Below are 16,245 nucleotides of genomic sequence, written 5' to 3' on the forward strand. Positions count from 1 at the left end.
GTGTCGACCAGATGCGAGCCATGCGCCAGCATGAAATACTGCCTCAAGTCCGCCTTTGGATTGCCGGATGGCTTCCTCGCCAGCTTGCTGGTGATCGGCAGCGGCTGCACGGCGTTGGTGTTGGTGTAGCGATGGGTGGAATCGCAATACCAGGCTTTCAGCGCCAGGATCTCGCCCATCTCGTCGCGGACGAAATCGCGCGCCGCTTCCAGCGCCGGGTCGAAGCGCTTCATGTGCCCGACCTGCAGCACCTTGCCCGAGCGCTTGACCGCCCCGGCGAGCTTCTCGCCTTCCTCGACCGAGACGCCGATCGGCTTTTCACACAGCACATGCTTGCCGGCTTCCAGCGCCTTGATCGACATCGGCACGTGATAGGTGTCCGAAGTGGCGACGATCACTGCCTCGAGTTGGGGGTCAGCGAGCATCTCGTCATAGTCGCCGTACATTTTTTCGGGCTCATAGGTGGCGCCCATGCGCGCCAGCAAATCGGGTGCCGCGTCGCAGATCGCGTAGAGGTCGGCATTGCTCGCCTTCGCGCAGGATTCCAGATGCGCGAACTGCGCGATCGGCCCGCAGCCGAGCACACCCACACGAAGGCGACGGTCTTGTTTGCGGATCATCGTCCTACGCCCCGTAGCCGCGCATGGTCTGGCGGTTGGTCTTGACCGCTATGGCCGGGTCGGCTGCTGCCGTCTCGGACTCCTCTTCGAGCACCAGCCAGCCGTTGAAGTTGGGTGCGGCGCTGGCAATCTCGATCACCTTCGCCGTGTCGCAGACGCCTTTGCCGAGCATCGCCCAGGTGCCGGCCGCATCGACGTCCTTCAGATGCACGTAGCGGATGCGGTCGCGATAGGTGGTGAGCGTGTCGGCCATGTCCTGACGGCCGCGCAGGATGTGTCCGGTGTCCGGCACCCAGCCGACCAGCGAGGCGTCGATCAGCCCGAAGATCCGGTCATAGTCGGCGCGGTCGAAGAGCAGCGTGTTGTGGTGTGAGCTCGGATGTACCGCGACCTGGACGCCGGCCTTGCGGCCGAGCTCGCCGGCCTTGTTGTAGATCTCGGCGGCAATGGCGAACTTGCCGTCGCGCGGGCCGTCGGAGACGACGGTCGCAGAGCCCATCGACACCAGCGCGCCCGGAAAGGCGGCGGCGAAGTCGATCCAGCGTTTGGCGGTCTCGAGGTCGGCGCCGATCTCGTTCTTGAGCGTGAAGCCGCTCTTCGAGCCGAAGGCGAAGGAGACGAGCGTCAGCCCGGACGCCTTCAGCGCGGTCGCAAACTCGGCCGGCTTGCCGGCATAGCGGCCGATCATCGTGTCGGTGATCTCGATGCCGGCATAGCCGCCATCGGCGATCGCCTTGAGGAGATCGTCGGGGCCGCCGGTGAAGCGGTCTCCCAGCATTTCCCAGGTGAAGGTCTGGCAGCCAACTTTGAGGTCTTTCACGTTCATCCTTTCATTCCTTGATGCCACCCTGAGGCCGCGGCGATATCGCCTGCCAGCAGATAGGTCCAATCATCGATGGCGATGCGCGGGGGCCTGCTCCATCGGTTCTGCGTGGGCTGGACATCCTACTTGACCGAGCCTGCTGTCATGCCGGCGAGGAAGAACCTCTGGGCAACGAGGTAGATGAGCAGGAGCGGTAGCGAGCCGAGCACGCTCATCGCCATCATCTGGTTCCATTCGAAGGCGTGCTGCCCCATCAACAGCTGGATGCCGATCGGGACGGTTCGCATGGACGTTGACTTCGTCAGCGTCAGCGCGAAGAGAAATTCGTTCCAGCACAACAGGAAGGTGTAGACCGACGTCGCCACGATACCAGGCAGTGAAATCGGCACGATCACCCGCCAAAGCGCTGTCCAACTGGTGCCGCCGTCGACTGCCACCGCTTCATCGAGATCGCGGGGCAAGGTGTTCAGATATCCCGTCATCAGCAGGATCGCGTAGGGCAGCGTAAACACCAGGTAGGTCAGGATCAGCGCGACGTAGGTGTCGAAGATGCCGTAGGAGACGACAAGTCCGAAGAAGGGGATCAGAAGCGTGATCGGCGGAATCGTCTGCGTGCTGATGATGAGTGTGTTCAGGCTGCCCTTGCCGCGGAAGTTGAAGCGGCTGAACCCATAGGCTGCCAGCAACGCGATCAGCACCGTCAGCACGGTCACCGCTCCGGCCACGAAGTAGCTGTTGAAGAAGAAGCGCAGCTTTACCGGATCGCCAAGGATGGCTGCATACGCCTCGAGCGTGAAGGCCTTCGGCAGGATGGTTGGCGGCAGGGCAAAGATTTCGGTATTCGATTTGAACGAGCTGCTCAGCATCCAGTAAATCGGGAAGGCCGCAAAAAAGAGCCCCGCTGCAAGCGCTGCATGGAGCGCGACGGTGATCAGCCTGTCTTTCGGCGTGTGCCTTTTCCTCATGGTGACTACCGAGCCTTTTGATAACGGATGTAGAACAGCGTAAGGCCGAGCGAGATCAACAAGATGACCACGGCGCTCGCCGACGCCTGCGACAGGTTGTAGCTCGAAAACGCCAGCTTGTAGGTGTAGGTGCTCAGCACCTCGGTCGAGTAGATCGGGCCGCCGCCCGTCGTTATCCAGATCAACGGGAAGACCTGCATGGTCCAGATGAAGTCGAGCAGCGAGATGCTGATGATGATCGGCATCAGCTGCGGGATGGTGATGAAGATCAGCTTCTGGTAGGCCTTCGCCCCGTCGATATCGGCGGCCTCGTAGAAATCCTTGGGAATGCCCTGCAGGCCTGCGAGCAGGCTGACCATGAAAAGCGGGTAGCCCGCCCAGATATTGGCGAAGGTGACGGCGTGCAGCGCGGTCTCGGGCGAGGAGAACCACTCGACCTTGGAACCGATGATGCCCATCTGCATGAGAATGCTGTTCACGACACCGTTCGGCTCAAGCAGCAGGCGCCACATCACCGCGATGATCACCGCGGTGAACAGCCAGGGCAGTATGTAGAGCACACGCAGGATACTGCGCAGCCTCGGATTGATGCGGTCGCTGTTCAGCATGAGCGCGAAGACCATGCCGATGGTCATGTGGAAAACGACACTCATGCCTGTGAAGTAGAGCGTGTGCCACAGCGAGGCCCAGAACACCGGATCGTCGAAGATCGCCTGGTAGTGTTTCAGTCCGGCAAAGGATGGGTCACGACGCAGCACCGCGCTGTTCTGGACGGAATAGCCTATCACGGTCACCATCGGCAGGAGCATCAGAAGGCCGATAATGAGCAGCGAGGGCGACAAATAGAGGTACGGTGCGATCGCTCGTTTCAGCTTGTGGTGGGAGCGCTTTTGCCGGGTCATATGCCAACCTTGGGATACGCCTTCAAGAGAAGGTAAGCTTCGGAAACAGGGCCATCTCAAATTGCCGATCATTGTTGCCGGGTGGCCTGCCCGAAGTCAGGCCACCCGGTCGAAGATAGCAAACGGGGAACAGGCCGATCAGAATTTCGCCATCCAGCCCTTCTGGGCGGCAGCGGCCGCCTGTTCCGGAGATTGCCCGCCGGTGAGCATCTTCTGGGCTTCCACGTCGAACTGGGTCATCAGGTCTTCAGCCACCGGCAGGCCCGTGAACTCGTTGGCGAGATAACCGGTCTTGAAGATATCGAAAGCCTTGCCGAAAGCCTTGTCCGATGTCACGAAATCGGGCTTGGCGTTGACGTTGCCCGGGAAGGCGTTTGCAAGCGACACGAGCTTGGCGTTCACCTTCTCGCTCATCAGATATTGGACGAGTTTCCAGGCCTCTTCCTGATGTTTCGAGCCCGCGGAGATGCCGATGCCCCACGAGGCATAGGGAAGGCCGCGCTTGCCGTTGTAGTTCTCCACGACCGGGACCGGGATGAGGTCGAAGTTCAGCTTGGGATTGCGTTTGCGGATGAGGTTCACATGCGCGAGCGAGTCGATCATCATCCCGACCCGGTCGTTGACGAATTCCTCGACCTTTTCCTGTTCGGTCTTGGTGGCGATGCCGGGCGAGATGGTGCCGGCGTCGTTGAGCGATTTGACGAAGGTGAGCATATCCACCACGGGTTTGCCCTCGAGGGCGGGCTTGCCGTCCGCCATCATCGATTGACCCGACGCCCAGACCCACGACATCATGTCGTTCTGGACACCGGATGGCGTTTGCAACGACAGCGGCAGCACCCAGCCATACTGGTTCTTGTCGGCATGGGTCATCTTCTTGGCGGCTTCGAGGAACTCAGCGCGGGTCGACGGCAGCTTGGTGACGCCCGCCTGGGCGGCGAGGTCCAAATTCACGAAGACCGGATAGACGAACGAAGCCACGGGGAACATCACCGCTTTGCCGTCAACCTTGATGATATCCGCGACTTGGGCTTTGTCGAAGCCGCTCGCATCCATCATCGGGTTCATGTCGGCCAGCGCATTCTGCGCGTTCAGATTGTTCACCCAGGCGCCGTCGAGACCGACGACGTCGCTGAGCGTTCCGGTTGCAGCGCCAACCGAGATCTGGTCTCGCGTGGTCGCGTACGGGCCGCTGACCAGCGTCACCTTGATACCGGGGTTCGCAGCCTCGAAATCATCCATGATTTTCCGCAAGGACCCTGCGGGCAGCTCTGGCTCCCACCACTGGGTGAATTCCAGCGTCGTGTCCGCCATGGCGCCGGTTGCGCCAAGCAACCATGCGGCCGCGGCTATTTTCAGCATCGCGGGTCGTATCCGAAACGTCATTTTCTCCTCCTTATTTAGGATCGGCCGCACAATGCGGACGATCGTCTGGTTTATTCAGAAGCCTTCATTCGCAGGCGCCTCGCTCTCGCCTACGGGCTTTGCCGCAGATCTTCAGATCGCCAGATGCGTCTCGGGATCGAAGAAATGCAGCTTGGTATCATCCAGGGCCAACCGGATTTCCGAGCCGGCGCGGACTGCGCTGACCGGTTCGAATTTCGCCACCGAATTCGACGCCAGGCCGAAATCCTGCACCGCGTCCGGGTCGCCGGAATCCACCCGGACCGCGTCGATGTTCAGATGGACGATATGTTCGGATCCGAGTTCTTCGATCGAGGTCACCTTTGCCGGTATCGTCTGATACTTGCGGCCGGATTCCAGACTGCTGTCATAGAGATCCTCCGGTCGGATCCCGAACACGACCTTGCGCCCCGTATACGACCTCAAGCCCGGCCTGCGCACGAAGGCTGCATCCTGCAGCCGGATGGCTAAGGTGCCGGACGTCAGCTCGTCGCCTGTCAGGATCGCCTCGAAAAGGTTCATCGAAGGAGACCCGATGAAGCCGGCAACGAAGGCGTTCACCGGCGATTCATAGAGCCTCTTGGGTGTGTCGACCTGCTGCAGCACGCCACCCTTCAACACCGCGACCCTGTCGCCCATCGTCATCGCTTCGGTCTGGTCGTGGGTCACGTATATGGTCGTGACGCCGAGCTGCTTTTGCAGGCTGGTGATTTCGGCGCGCATCTGCACGCGCAGTTTCGCGTCCAGATTGGAAAGGGGCTCGTCCATCAGAAAGGCGGCCGGCTCGCGCACCATGGCGCGGCCCATGGCCACCCGTTGACGCTGTCCGCCTGAAAGGTTCGCGGGTTTGCTGTCCAGCAGAGACGTCAGCTGAAGGGTCTTGGCGATCTCGTCCACGCGCTTCTTGCGCTCGGCCTTCGGCTTGCCTGCCAGCCGCATCGAAAAGGCGATGTTTTCGAACACCGTCATATGCGGATAGAGCGCGTAGCTCTGGAAGACCATCGCGATGTCGCGGTCCTTGGGCGGCATGTCGACGACGTCGGTACCGCCGATCCGAAGGCTGCCGCTGGTGATGTCCTCCAATCCCGCGATCATTCGCAACGCGGTGGATTTGCCGCAGCCGGACGGCCCGACGAGAATCAAAAACTCACCGTCCTCGACCGACAGGTTCAATTGGTCGATTGCGTGAAAATTGTTCCCGTAGGTCTTGCAGATATTCTCAAGAATGACTTCTGCCATCTTCCTCCCTCCACAAGTCTAAGCCACTGATTTTTATATTTATCCTCGGCTTGTGTTCACCTGTGAAATATTTCCTCGGATAGTTTCAGGCTATGTTCCAGTATCGAGCTGCGCATAATTCAGTTCGACTGCTGACGGAGCGCCCGTCGATGCCACGAGTTCCGTGACCTGGTCGCCGGTCGGAAGCGCCTCGCGCCCGCCACGCCCCGTTATCGAAAGGGCCGCCGCCGCGGCCGCGAATGCGACCCGGCCTGCGGTGTCGGCTCCGCGCGTCAATGCATGGGCATAGGCGCCATGAAAGCAGTCGCCGGCGCCGGTCGAGTCGACGACGGCAACCCGGTGTGGAGGCAGGTGCCAGAGCCCTGTCTCGTCGCGTCCGCGATAGTAGACGCCCCTGCCGCCATCGGTCAGAACCACGGCGGACCGCGAGGGCAACCACAATGCATCGAGCATCTCGGCGGGCGTTCGGCGGCCCGTGGCAGTCCGCGCGAAGCCGAGGGGAAGAATGAGATGGTCGCAGAGCGCGATCAGCCTCTCGGTGGCTGGCCCGCCGCTCCATTCGACATCGCCGAGGATCGCAAGGCCGAGATCGCGGGCCCGAGCCACGACATCCAACGACCGGATCGCGTAACTATCGACGATCAGGACGGTCGCGCGGCTGAGGACCTCGTCCGGAAAGTCCGGCGCGGTGCCCAGCATCGCGTCGTCGTCATACGCGATGAACCGCTCCCCATCCGAGCCGACGGTGATCCGCGAGCGCACCGGGCGTGCCTGCGGGTGGCGCGGCGCGAATGCGGTTTCAACGCCGCTCGCAACGAGATCGCACAGCACGGCGTCGTCCGCGGCACTGCTTAGCCATCCGACGAACCCGGCGGTCCCGCCGAGCCGAGCGACGGCGGCAAGGGCCGTCGCGACATTTCCCCCGAAGGCTCGGACACTTCGCAGAACCTTCCCCTTGCCCGCCGACAACGGCTGATCGACATAGACGATGTCGTCGATCGCGATAGCGCCGAAGCCGAGGATTGAGGGGACGGTGGGCATCGGTCAGGCCCCCGCCTTCGTCAGGGCGTCCTGCGCCGAAAGCCCGTCATGGATGACGCCCCGAAAGGCAAGCGCTGCCTTCTGCGGATCGCCATGCCCCCAGAGATTGCGGCCCACCACGGCACCGCGCGCGCCGGCACGGATGGCGTCCGCCGTCTGCTGGAGGGCGCCGAGCAGCGTATCGGTCTTCGGACCACCCGCGATCACAACCGGCACCGGGCAGGTCCGGACGGTCTCCCGGAACGACTCGAAATCGCCCGTGTAGCCGATCTTGATCACGTCGACGCCGGACTCGTAGCCGATGCGCGCCGCATAGGCGATCTCGTCGGGGGTGAAGACGATTTTCGCCCCGTCGGTGAAATCGCGAGGGTAGATATGCGCCACCACCGGCATGCCGTAGCGGGCCGCCGCGTTCACCGAATCGGTCAGCCAGCGTATGTACTTGCCCTCGGTCGCGCCACGCACCGGAATGGCCACGGCCAACGCATCGGCCCCAGCGCGCACCGCATCCTCGGGCGTTGCAATCAACTCACTGATGCGATCGTCCGGGGTGAAGCAGCCAGCCTGGATCACCAGCGAAGCCTTGCCCGCGTATTGCGGCCACAGATGGCGGGCGGTGCCAGGCTGGATGCTGACATAGTCGGGTTTGCCCGCCATGACGCGGGCGAGCGCGCCCGGCAGGTCGGCAAGACCGCCTTTGCGCACGTCGCCATAGCCGACAAAGTGGTCGACCGCGCCGCCAAAAAGGTTCCCCGATGGATGCGAGAAGAGGCGCGCAAGACGCACCTTGGTTCCCAGGCTCATGAGTGCAAAATTCCCCAATCGTTTGATTTCGAAATCCTGAACTCAGTGTTTGCGAAAGAAATGAGAAATGCAATCTTTCGAAATCTTTCGAATTCGCATATTTTTGGTAAGGTGAGCCGAGGCCGGAGCGGTTGCTTGGCGCAGGGAGGCATGGGCAGGGCAATGTTGTCGGAGCAGAGACGCCAATCGATCCTGAGCGAGGTGCAACGCAGCGGACAGGTTCGCACGAAGGACCTGTCAGACGGTTTTGGCGTGTCCGAGGTCACGGTACGCTCCGACCTCGAGATACTGGACCGCAAGGGACTGCTGACCAAGACCCGTGGAGGGGCGGTGACCCGGACCACCGATTCAACCACGGCCGCGTTCGCCCGGCGGATGCAAACCAACCTCGATGCAAAGATGCGCATCGCCCGGGCGGCGGTAGACCTGTTCGAGGACAACCAATCGGTCATCTTCGACGGCGGCTCGACATTGATGCAGGTTGCCATGCAGTTACCGCCGCTCAGCAACGTCGTGGTCGCCGCCACGGCCATGAATATCGTGCAGCATCTGATGCATCGTCCCGGACTCGACGTTCACATGATCGGCGGCCGGGTCTATCCCGACACGGTGAGCACGCTGATCACCGATGCTGACACTGCTCTCGGCGGCTTGGTGGCGCATCAGGTCTTTGTTGGAGCGCATGCGATAGACTCGTCACTGGATGTGGTCGACGTGAACGAAGACATGGCGCGAACGAAGCGAAACCTCGTTCGCATGGCCCGGCGCGTCGTCCTGCTTGCGGATTCGAGCAAATGGGGCGTCAGCGGGACCTCCAAGGCATTTTCGCTGTCGGCCGTCGATGTGGTGATCACCGACGATGGCCTGCCCGGTCCGATACGCAGCCAGCTTGAGAGGATCGGGGCCAAGGTGATCTATGCCTGAACCCGTCGCGGTCCTCGGCCGCGACGAAAGGATCCAATGCGCGCATGACCCATGGGCTTGGTGCCGGCCGTCGGCCGTTTTTTCATGTCCGTCATTTTCTCCTCCCGAAGGGCTGGCGGCCTCCGATGCTGCGCCAGCGTTCTCACATGCTCTATAAAAATTTTACGCGCGTCAAGATTTAAAATGCGCTATAGCGAGTCACGAAAATTGTCCGCCGCCATCGCGACGGGCTGTCTCGGTCGCTGCCGCATTGGGAGGTCGGAAGGAAAATGCAAGCAAAATCAGTGGCGAAGCTCGGCATCGGTGTTATCGGGTGCGGTAACATCTCAATGACCTATCTGCGCAATGCGGCACTTTTCACCGGTGTGGAACTGCGTGCTTGTGCCGATATTTCCGCCGACATGGCCACCTTGCGCGCCAAGGAATATGGCATCCGCGCGCTCGGCGTCGATGCGCTGCTGGCCGACCCGCAGGTCGATCTCGTCCTCAACCTCACAATTCCTTCGGCGCATTTCGACATCTCGTTTTCGGCGCTTTCGGCCGGAAAACATGTCTTCACCGAAAAGCCGTTGGCGACGTCTGCCAGCGACGGGCGCCGCCTGGTCGCCGAGGCGGCGAAGCGCGGGCTTGCTCTGGGCTCGGCGCCCGACACTTTCCTTGGCGCTGCCGGACGCCGGGCGCGCCGCCTGATGGACGAGGGCGCCATCGGCCGCGCCGTGACCGGCACCGCCTTCATGATGGGGCGCGGCATGGAGCACTGGCATCCCAACCCGCAATTCTATTACCAGCCGGGCGGCGGTCCCGTCTTCGACATGGGGCCTTATTATCTGACGATGCTGGTCAACCTGCTCGGTCCGGTTGCCCATGTCATGGCGATGGCGACGCGCGGCCAAGAGGAGCGCCTGATCACCGCTGACGGCCCTTACAAGAACACCAGCTTCAGGGTCGGCACGCCGACCAACATTCTGTCGCTGCTCGAATTCCGCTCCGGCGCCACTGTCACCTTCGGCGCCTCCTGGGACGTCTTCAGGCATTCCAATCATCCGATCGAACTGCACGGCACGGAAGGCTCGCTCAGGCTGCCCGACCCCGACACGTTTGGCGGCACCGTCTCGCTTTCGGCGCGCGGCGCAGATTGGAGGGATTTCGCGAGCGAGAGTGAACTCTATGGCGCGCGCAACTGGCCCTATGCCGCGCCCGACCGCGCCAACTACCGCATGCTCGGCGTCGCCGACCTCGCGCGGTCGCTGTCGGAAGGCAGGAGACCGCGCGCGTCCGGCGAGCTTGCACTGCATGTGCTGGAGATCATGGAAGCGATCCTCGCTTCGGGTGAGAGCCAAAATTCCGCCGCGGTCGTCGGCACCGTCGACCAGCCGCCGCTGCTTAGCGAGGACGAAGCGGCGAGACTGCTTGCCTGAGGCACTCGTCGAGCGGAATCCGATGGGCTTTTGGCAGTCTTCAGGCCGACTGGCGCATCACCAGCGTCGCGTCGAGGTTGACCTTCGGCGCGACGGTCGTGCCGTCCTCGTCGAGCAGGGTAAGCAGCGTCTCGACGCTGCGGCCGGCCATGGCGGCGAAATCCTGCGCCATGGTGGTGAGCGCCGGGCAGGTGTAACGGCTGAGCGGATGGTCGTCGTGGGCTGCGACGCGCAGGTCGCAATCCGCCTTGCGGCCCACCTTCAGCCCTTTGGAGTAGGCGGCCGCCATCACGCCGAAGGCGAGACGGTCATTGGCGCAGAGGATTGTCTTGCCCGGCAGGCTGCCATTGTCGAGCAGCTTCTCCGTCTGCTCATAGCCGATCCGTTCAAAGTCCCATGTGTAGTCCTCGATGTTGCCGAACACAACGGGTTCCTGTCCGAGCCGGCGCATGGCATCGATGTAGTTCTCCACCCGCTCGCGCGAATTGTGGTTGACATGGGGGATGTCGAAATAGACCGGGGCGTCGCCCGAGCGGCAAAGATAATCGACGATTGTCGACACGCTCTGCACGTTGTTGTTGCCGACGAAAGGCGTGTCGCCTTCGAGATAGGTGTCGAAATAGACGATCGGGATCGCCTGCATCAGCTTCTCGATCGCCTTCGGGTCCGAGCGCCGGCCAAGCGGGGCGACGAGCGCGCCGGAGACTTTCAGCGACAGGATGGTCCGCGTCGCCTCGGCCTCGAGTTCGCTCGATCCATGCGAGGAGATGACGATCGGCCAGTAGCCCTCGTCGCGCAGCCTGAGCTCGATGCGGCTGACCATCTCGGAATAGAAGGGGTCGGTCACCGTCGGCACGACGATGCCGATGCTGCGGGTGCGCTTGCGGTTGAGATTGCGGGCGAAGAGATTCGGCTGGTAGTCGGACGAGCGAAGCGCGTCCTCGATGCGCTTGCGCGTCGCCGGCTTGACGCTGGTCGGGTCGTCGAAAAATTTCGACAGTGTCGGCCTGGAGACGCCGCAGGAACGGGCGAAATCCTCCATCGTCTTGTGCGTCATCGGCATCCAAACCCTCGCGACATGGATATCCAACCACTGGTCCCATGCGCTGCCCCGGCGCTACATAGGGCGCACCGGCGCGCGACTGCAAGTTGAAACTTTACAGGAAGCTTTGCAAGTTTCAACGCGGAGGGAGAAATTATTGCATGCGTAAATTTATTAATTGACGTTGAAAAGAGCAGGCCGTATCCACTTTTCAGGGAATACGCCGTGCACGGCGAGAGCCGGGAGGACGTGATGAAGAAGCTGGTCTCAGCCGGCGAGATTCTCGTCGAGATCATGGCCGAACGGATCGGCCAGAGCTTCCTCGAGCCAGGGCCGCTGGTCGGGCCTTTCCCGTCCGGCGCGCCGGCCATCTTCATCGGCCAGGCGGCGGCGCTCGGTCAGCCCGCCGCTCTCATCGGCGCCGTCGGCAAGGATGATTTCGGCCAGCTCAACATCGACCGGCTGCGTATGCTCGGCGCCGACGTTTCGGCGATCGCCGTCCATGAAGGCCATGCCACGGGCACGGCCTTCGTCACCTACCGCAGCGACGCGTCCAGGCATTTCGTCTTCAACATCCGCAACAGCGCCGCTGGCCTGCTGGCGATGAACGATGCGGCCAAGCGGCTTCTGGTCGGCGCCGACCATATCCATGTCATGGGTTCCTCGCTGTTTTCCGATCGCGCCACCGAAGTCGCGCTCGCCGCGATCGCGGCGGTGAAGGCCAAGGGCGGCACCGTGTCCTTCGATCCCAACATCCGTCGCGAGATCATGCAGGCTTCCGGCATGCGCGAGGCGCTCGACAAGGTGCTGGCGCAGACCGATGTCTTCCTGCCCAGCGGCAACGAGTTGTTCCTGTTCTCCTCGACCGGTGACGAGCGGGGCGCGGTCGACGAACTCCTTGCACGAGGCATCTCCTGCATCGTCTTGAAGAAAGGCGCCGAGGGCGCCGCTTATCACGACCGCAAGGGCACGGTCGTCATGCCCGGCTTTGCCGTCAAGGAAGTCGACCCGACCGGCGCCGGCGACTGCTTCGGCGCGGCTTTCGTTTCCTTCTGGCTGCGCGGCGCCGCACCCGCCGATGCGTTGCGCATCGCCAATGCCTGCGGCGCGCTCGCCGTCACCCGCAAGGGGCCGATGGAAGGTATTCATCGGCTGGCGGACGTTGAAGCTTTCATCGCGCAGGCAGGATCACGCGCATGACCGGCGCCACGACAAGATTTGCCGGGATCGCCGCTCGGCGCACGGCAGGCGGGAAGGGCGGCATCGCCTCGATCTGTTCGGCGCATCCGCTGGTGATCGAAGCGACGCTCCGTCACGGTGCGGTGCACGGCGCGGATGTGCTGATCGAGGCGACCTGCAATCAGGTCAACCATGAAGGCGGCTATACCGGCATGACGCCGGCTGCTTTCCGCAGCTTCGTCGAGACGCATGCCGCCGGCACGGGCTTTCCGTTCGACCGGCTGATCCTTGGCGGCGACCATCTGGGACCCAATCCGTGGAAGCATCTGCCTGCTGGCGACGCGATGCGGAAAGCCGCGGCGATGATCGACGCCTATGCCGGCGCCGGCTTCACCAAGCTGCATCTCGATACCAGCATGGCCTGCGCCGACGATCCGGTGGCGCTCGCCGATGAAACGATCGCCGCGCGCGCTGCCGACCTTGCGGCGGTCGCCGAGGCCGCGGTCGCCCGCATAGGCGGCCAAAAACCCGTCTATATCATCGGCACCGAAGTGCCGGTTCCCGGCGGCGCTTTGGAAGCGCTCGACCATATGCATGTGACCGAACCCGCCGACGCGCTGCGCACCATCGAAGTCCACCGCGAGGCGTTCTCCCGCCTCGGCCTCGATGCCGCCTTTTCCCGCGCCATCGGCGTCGTCGTGCAGCCCGGCGTCGAATTCGGCAATGCCGACATCATCGCCTATGCGCCTCCGAAAGCGACGAAGCTGGTGGCGTCGCTGGAGAGCGTGCCGCAATTCGTCTTCGAAGCGCATTCGACCGACTACCAGCCAGGGGAGGCGCTCGCCGCGCTTGTGCGTGACGGCTTCGCCATCCTGAAGGTCGGTCCGTGGCTCACTTTCGCGCTGCGCGAGGCGCTCTACGGACTGAGCTACATCGCCGACCAATTGGTGCCCGATCCATCGCGCGAAAGCCTGCCGGTGGCGATGGAGCGCGTCATGCTGGCTTCGCCCGTCAACTGGCAGAAATACTATCCGGGCACACCCGACGGGCAGCGCCTGCAGCGGCATTTCTCCTTCAGCGACCGCATCCGCTACTACTGGCCGTCGCCCGACGCGCAGCACGCGACCGAAGCGCTGCTGGCTGCACTTGGCGATCGGGAGATTCCCCGCCCTCTGATCAGCCAGTATCTGGCGCATCTCGACACCGAGATCGCCGCTGGCCGGATCAAGCCGACCGCTCATGAGCTTCTGGTCGGCAGCGTCACGCGCGTCCTCGACATCTACCGCAACGCCACGAACGCCTAGTAAACCGGCGTCGCCATATGCCGCGGCGTCGGCCACTCGGCTGTGATGTCCGGCTGCACGGGCCGTTCGAGATAGGTCGACAGCACCACATAGCTGCGCGTCGAGACCACGCCCGGCGTTTCGTAGATGCGCGACAGCAGGCCTTCCAGCGCCCGCGTGTCCTCGGTGCGCACCTTGAGCAGCATGCAGGTATCGCCGGCGACGGAATGGATCTCTTCCACTTCCGGGCATTCCGAAATTGCCATCAGCTCCGGCGTCTTGCCCCAGCCCCTGGTGTCGATATGCACGAAGGCCAGCAGCGGCTTCTTCACCGCCTTCGGATCGATGATTGCCGAGGTGGCGCGGATGGCGCCGCTGCGGCGCAGCCGCTTCACCCGTTCATGCGCGGCCGGCGGCGACAGGCCGACGCGATCGCCGAGTTCGGCATAGCTGATGGTCGCGTCGTCGACGAGAACGCCTAATATTTTTCTGTCGATCGGGTCGATCTCGCGAGCAGGTTGCCTGTTCCGCTGAACGTCATCTGTTTCTGCATCCATATCGAAATTCTCCATTGATGCTGAATTAAATTCGGCCACTATGACGATATGTCGAACGGCGATCAATCAGCAATTCTGACCGCGGCGCCCCGCGCGCCGATCCCGGCGGCAGCCTATCTGCTCACCGGCTGCATCGCCGTCATCGGCTCCAACTCCCTGGTTCTCGGACCGATCGCGCCCGCCGTCGCGGCGTCGTTCGGGGCCAGCGTGCCGTCGGTGATGACGGCCGCTGCCGCTTTCGGCCTCGGCACCTCGGCCAGCGCGCTCTTCCTCGCCCGCTACATCGACAGGATCGGCGCGCGCCGCATGCTGCAGGGCGCTTTGCTGTTGCTTGCGCTTGCGCTGGTGGCCAGCGCGCTCGCGCCGACAGTGGCGGCGCTGGTCGCGGCCCAGCTCGTGGCCGGCATCGCCGCCGGCGTCGCCATGCCGGCGATCTACGCCAGCTCGGCGGCGATCGCGCCGCCCGGCCGCGAGAGCGGCACGATCGGCGTCGTGCTGACCGGCTGGACGCTCTCCATGGTCGCCGGCGTGTCGCTGTCGGCCGTGCTTGCCGATCTCATCCATTGGCGCGCCGTCTTCGCCGCCGTGGCGCTGCTCGCCGGAGCCGCCGTCGCAGGCTTGACGATGAGCTCGCTGCGCGACGTCAGGAAAATCGGCCCGGCGCCATCGCCGCTGGGCGCCCTAGCTGTGCCTGGGATCGTCCCGTTGCTCATCGCCTGCGGCGCCTTCATGACTGCCTTCTACGGTGTCTATGGCTATCTCGGCGATCATCTGCACAAGAACCTCGGCGAACCCGTCAGCGCCAACGGCCTTGCGGCGATCGCCTATGGCCTCGGCTTTGGCGCTGCCGCATTGCTCGACGGCGTCATCGACCGTCTCGGCGCCCGCCGCGTCATGCCCTTCGCCTACCTGCTGGTCGCCGCCGTCTATGCCGCGATGGCCATGCTGAGCGGCGGCTTCGGTCTGCTGATGGCGACGATTGCCGTCTGGGGTCTTGCCAATCATTTTGGGCTGAATGTCCTGGTCATGCGGCTGACGGCGCTCGACCCTTCGCGGCGCGGCACCATCATGGGCTTGAACAGCGCGGTCACGTATCTTGCGGTTACCGTCGGCACCGCCGGTTTCGGACCGCTCTACACCAGCCTCGGCTTCGCCAACTGCGCCCTGATCGCCGCCTTGTTGATGCTGGTGGCGGCGTCGGCTGCGGCATGGCGTTCGGCTGGCGCCCGGCAATAGGCTTGCGTCTCCGTCAGCTCCTTCTATCTGTTTGACGCAATTCCGGACGGAAAACCGTTTCACACTGTTCCTGGAATTGCTCTAAGGCTGGCTTCCGAACCGGACCGGAGCCACAATGAAGACGACGCTCGAGATCACCGCCGAGCCCTTGCCACGGGACCTGGCCTTTGTGGGTGAAAACCTTACTGCTTTCAATGACAGCGACGTCGGCGCCTCGGGCCGGAAGACACTCGCCGTCTTCGTGCGCGACGATGCCGGCGCGATCGTTGCCGGCATATCCGGCTACACCGCCTGGGGCTGGCTCTACGTGCAATGGCTCTGGGTCGACGAAAAGATGCGCGGCCGGCGCATCGCCGCCAGCATGCTGGACGCCGCGGAACGGGAGGCCATTACACGCGGTTGCCACGGTGCCTGGATCGACACCTTCAACCCGACCGCCGCCAAGGTCTATGAGCGCCAGGGCTATCGTCCCTTCGGCATGCTTCCCGACTTTCCGGTTGGTCGCAGCCGCATCTTTCTGCAGAAGAAATTGCGCTGACGATCAGCCTGCGAGCTTTCCGCCCTGCATCGGCTGCGGCACGCCGGTGGTGCTCGGGAAGCTGATCGGCAGGCCGCGCAGCACGCGCACCGCCAGGAAGGCGAAGCACTCCGCCTCCACCGCATCGCCCTTCCAGCCAAGGGCCTCGGCTTGCACCACTTCGACGCCGGCGCGGCGGCCGAGCATCGCCATCATCGTCGGGTTGCGGCGGCCGCCGCCGCTCACCGCCAGCCGCTTCGGCCTGCGCGGCAACAGGTCGAGCGCCTTTCC

The 16,245-nt window shown here is 63.4% G+C and carries 17 protein-coding genes; 6 read left to right on the plus strand and 11 right to left on the minus strand.

Annotation, left to right across the window (positions count from 1 at the left end; translation table 11 throughout):
- The 8 genes from EOA29_RS08810 to EOA29_RS08845 all read right to left on the minus strand — a co-directional run.
- Window positions 1-620: Gfo/Idh/MocA family oxidoreductase (locus EOA29_RS08810; protein WP_145969643.1), on the minus strand; the 620-nt coding region annotated here is incomplete at its 3' end.
- Between the two features lie 4 nt (window positions 621-624).
- A complete protein-coding gene (locus EOA29_RS08815) occupies window positions 625-1,446 on the minus strand; it encodes a sugar phosphate isomerase/epimerase (protein ID WP_127220768.1) in 822 nt (273 codons plus the stop codon).
- A gap of 119 nt (window positions 1,447-1,565) precedes the next feature.
- Entirely contained in the window at window positions 1,566-2,408 is an 843-nt protein-coding gene (locus EOA29_RS08820) for a carbohydrate ABC transporter permease (protein WP_126101646.1), read from the minus strand.
- Window positions 2,409-2,413: 5 nt separating this feature from the next.
- Window positions 2,414-3,310 carry a sugar ABC transporter permease gene (locus EOA29_RS08825; protein ID WP_127220769.1) on the minus strand — a complete coding sequence of 299 codons (897 nt, stop codon included), beginning with the start codon at window positions 3,308-3,310 and terminating at the stop codon, window positions 2,414-2,416.
- A gap of 138 nt (window positions 3,311-3,448) precedes the next feature.
- Window positions 3,449-4,696, minus strand: a complete 1,248-nt coding sequence (locus EOA29_RS08830; protein ID WP_127220770.1) for a sugar ABC transporter substrate-binding protein — start codon at window positions 4,694-4,696, stop codon at window positions 3,449-3,451.
- A gap of 111 nt (window positions 4,697-4,807) precedes the next feature.
- The gene (locus EOA29_RS08835) at window positions 4,808-5,953 is read right to left on the minus strand and encodes an ABC transporter ATP-binding protein (RefSeq protein ID WP_127220771.1); all 1,146 of its coding nucleotides are present in this window, start codon (window positions 5,951-5,953) and stop codon (window positions 4,808-4,810) included.
- 90 nt (window positions 5,954-6,043) lie between these two features.
- On the minus strand, window positions 6,044-6,994 hold the full coding sequence (locus EOA29_RS08840) for a PfkB family carbohydrate kinase (RefSeq protein ID WP_127220772.1): 951 nt from the start codon (window positions 6,992-6,994) through the stop codon (window positions 6,044-6,046).
- Between the two features lie 3 nt (window positions 6,995-6,997).
- A complete protein-coding gene (locus EOA29_RS08845; RefSeq protein WP_127220773.1) occupies window positions 6,998-7,798 on the minus strand; it encodes a class I fructose-bisphosphate aldolase in 801 nt (266 codons plus the stop codon).
- Between the two features lie 162 nt (window positions 7,799-7,960).
- Between EOA29_RS08845 and EOA29_RS08850 the strand changes: the two genes are divergently transcribed.
- Window positions 7,961-8,722 carry a DeoR/GlpR family DNA-binding transcription regulator gene (locus EOA29_RS08850; protein WP_127220779.1) on the plus strand — a complete coding sequence of 254 codons (762 nt, stop codon included), beginning with the start codon at window positions 7,961-7,963 and terminating at the stop codon, window positions 8,720-8,722.
- A gap of 269 nt (window positions 8,723-8,991) precedes the next feature.
- Window positions 8,992-10,140 (plus strand): Gfo/Idh/MocA family oxidoreductase, encoded by a 1,149-nt coding sequence (locus EOA29_RS08855; protein WP_127220774.1) that lies wholly within the window; start codon window positions 8,992-8,994, stop codon window positions 10,138-10,140.
- A 40-nt stretch (window positions 10,141-10,180) separates the two neighbouring features.
- On the opposite strand, the gene EOA29_RS08860 is transcribed toward EOA29_RS08855, so the two are convergent.
- Window positions 10,181-11,203 (minus strand): LacI family DNA-binding transcriptional regulator, encoded by a 1,023-nt coding sequence (locus EOA29_RS08860; protein WP_127220775.1) that lies wholly within the window; start codon window positions 11,201-11,203, stop codon window positions 10,181-10,183.
- A gap of 231 nt (window positions 11,204-11,434) precedes the next feature.
- Here EOA29_RS08860 and EOA29_RS08865 point away from each other — a divergent pair, with 231 nt between their 5' ends.
- Together EOA29_RS08865 and EOA29_RS08870 are read left to right on the plus strand one after the other, a co-directional pair.
- Window positions 11,435-12,382: a sugar kinase gene (locus tag EOA29_RS08865; protein ID WP_127220776.1), complete on the plus strand. Its 948-nt coding sequence runs from the start codon at window positions 11,435-11,437 to the stop codon at window positions 12,380-12,382.
- Complete coding sequence (locus tag EOA29_RS08870) at window positions 12,379-13,665, plus strand: D-tagatose-bisphosphate aldolase, class II, non-catalytic subunit (protein WP_127220777.1); 1,287 nt, start codon at window positions 12,379-12,381, stop codon at window positions 13,663-13,665. Before EOA29_RS08865 ends, EOA29_RS08870 begins: the two co-directional genes overlap by 4 nt.
- Here the strand turns inward: EOA29_RS08870 and EOA29_RS08875 are convergent.
- Entirely contained in the window at window positions 13,662-14,201 is a 540-nt protein-coding gene (locus tag EOA29_RS08875) for an Lrp/AsnC family transcriptional regulator (protein ID WP_126095416.1), read from the minus strand. The genes EOA29_RS08870 and EOA29_RS08875 overlap by 4 nt on opposite strands.
- Window positions 14,202-14,249: 48 nt before the next feature.
- Here EOA29_RS08875 and EOA29_RS08880 point away from each other — a divergent pair, with 48 nt between their 5' ends.
- Together EOA29_RS08880 and EOA29_RS08885 are read left to right on the plus strand one after the other, a co-directional pair.
- Complete coding sequence (locus tag EOA29_RS08880; protein ID WP_127220778.1) at window positions 14,250-15,437, plus strand: MFS transporter; 1,188 nt, start codon at window positions 14,250-14,252, stop codon at window positions 15,435-15,437.
- A 115-nt stretch (window positions 15,438-15,552) separates the two neighbouring features.
- Window positions 15,553-15,975, plus strand: coding sequence for a GNAT family N-acetyltransferase (locus tag EOA29_RS08885; protein ID WP_126095414.1), 423 nt, complete (start codon window positions 15,553-15,555; stop codon window positions 15,973-15,975).
- Window positions 15,976-15,978: 3 nt separating this feature from the next.
- Here EOA29_RS08885 and EOA29_RS08890 read toward each other — a convergent pair.
- The coding region (locus tag EOA29_RS08890) for an anhydro-N-acetylmuramic acid kinase (protein WP_189478851.1) at window positions 15,979-16,245 on the minus strand (267 nt) is incomplete at its 5' end.

The sequence above is a fragment of the Mesorhizobium sp. M1E.F.Ca.ET.063.01.1.1 genome, from assembly GCF_003998155.1.
In the GTDB taxonomy this organism is placed as follows: domain Bacteria; phylum Pseudomonadota; class Alphaproteobacteria; order Rhizobiales; family Rhizobiaceae; genus Mesorhizobium.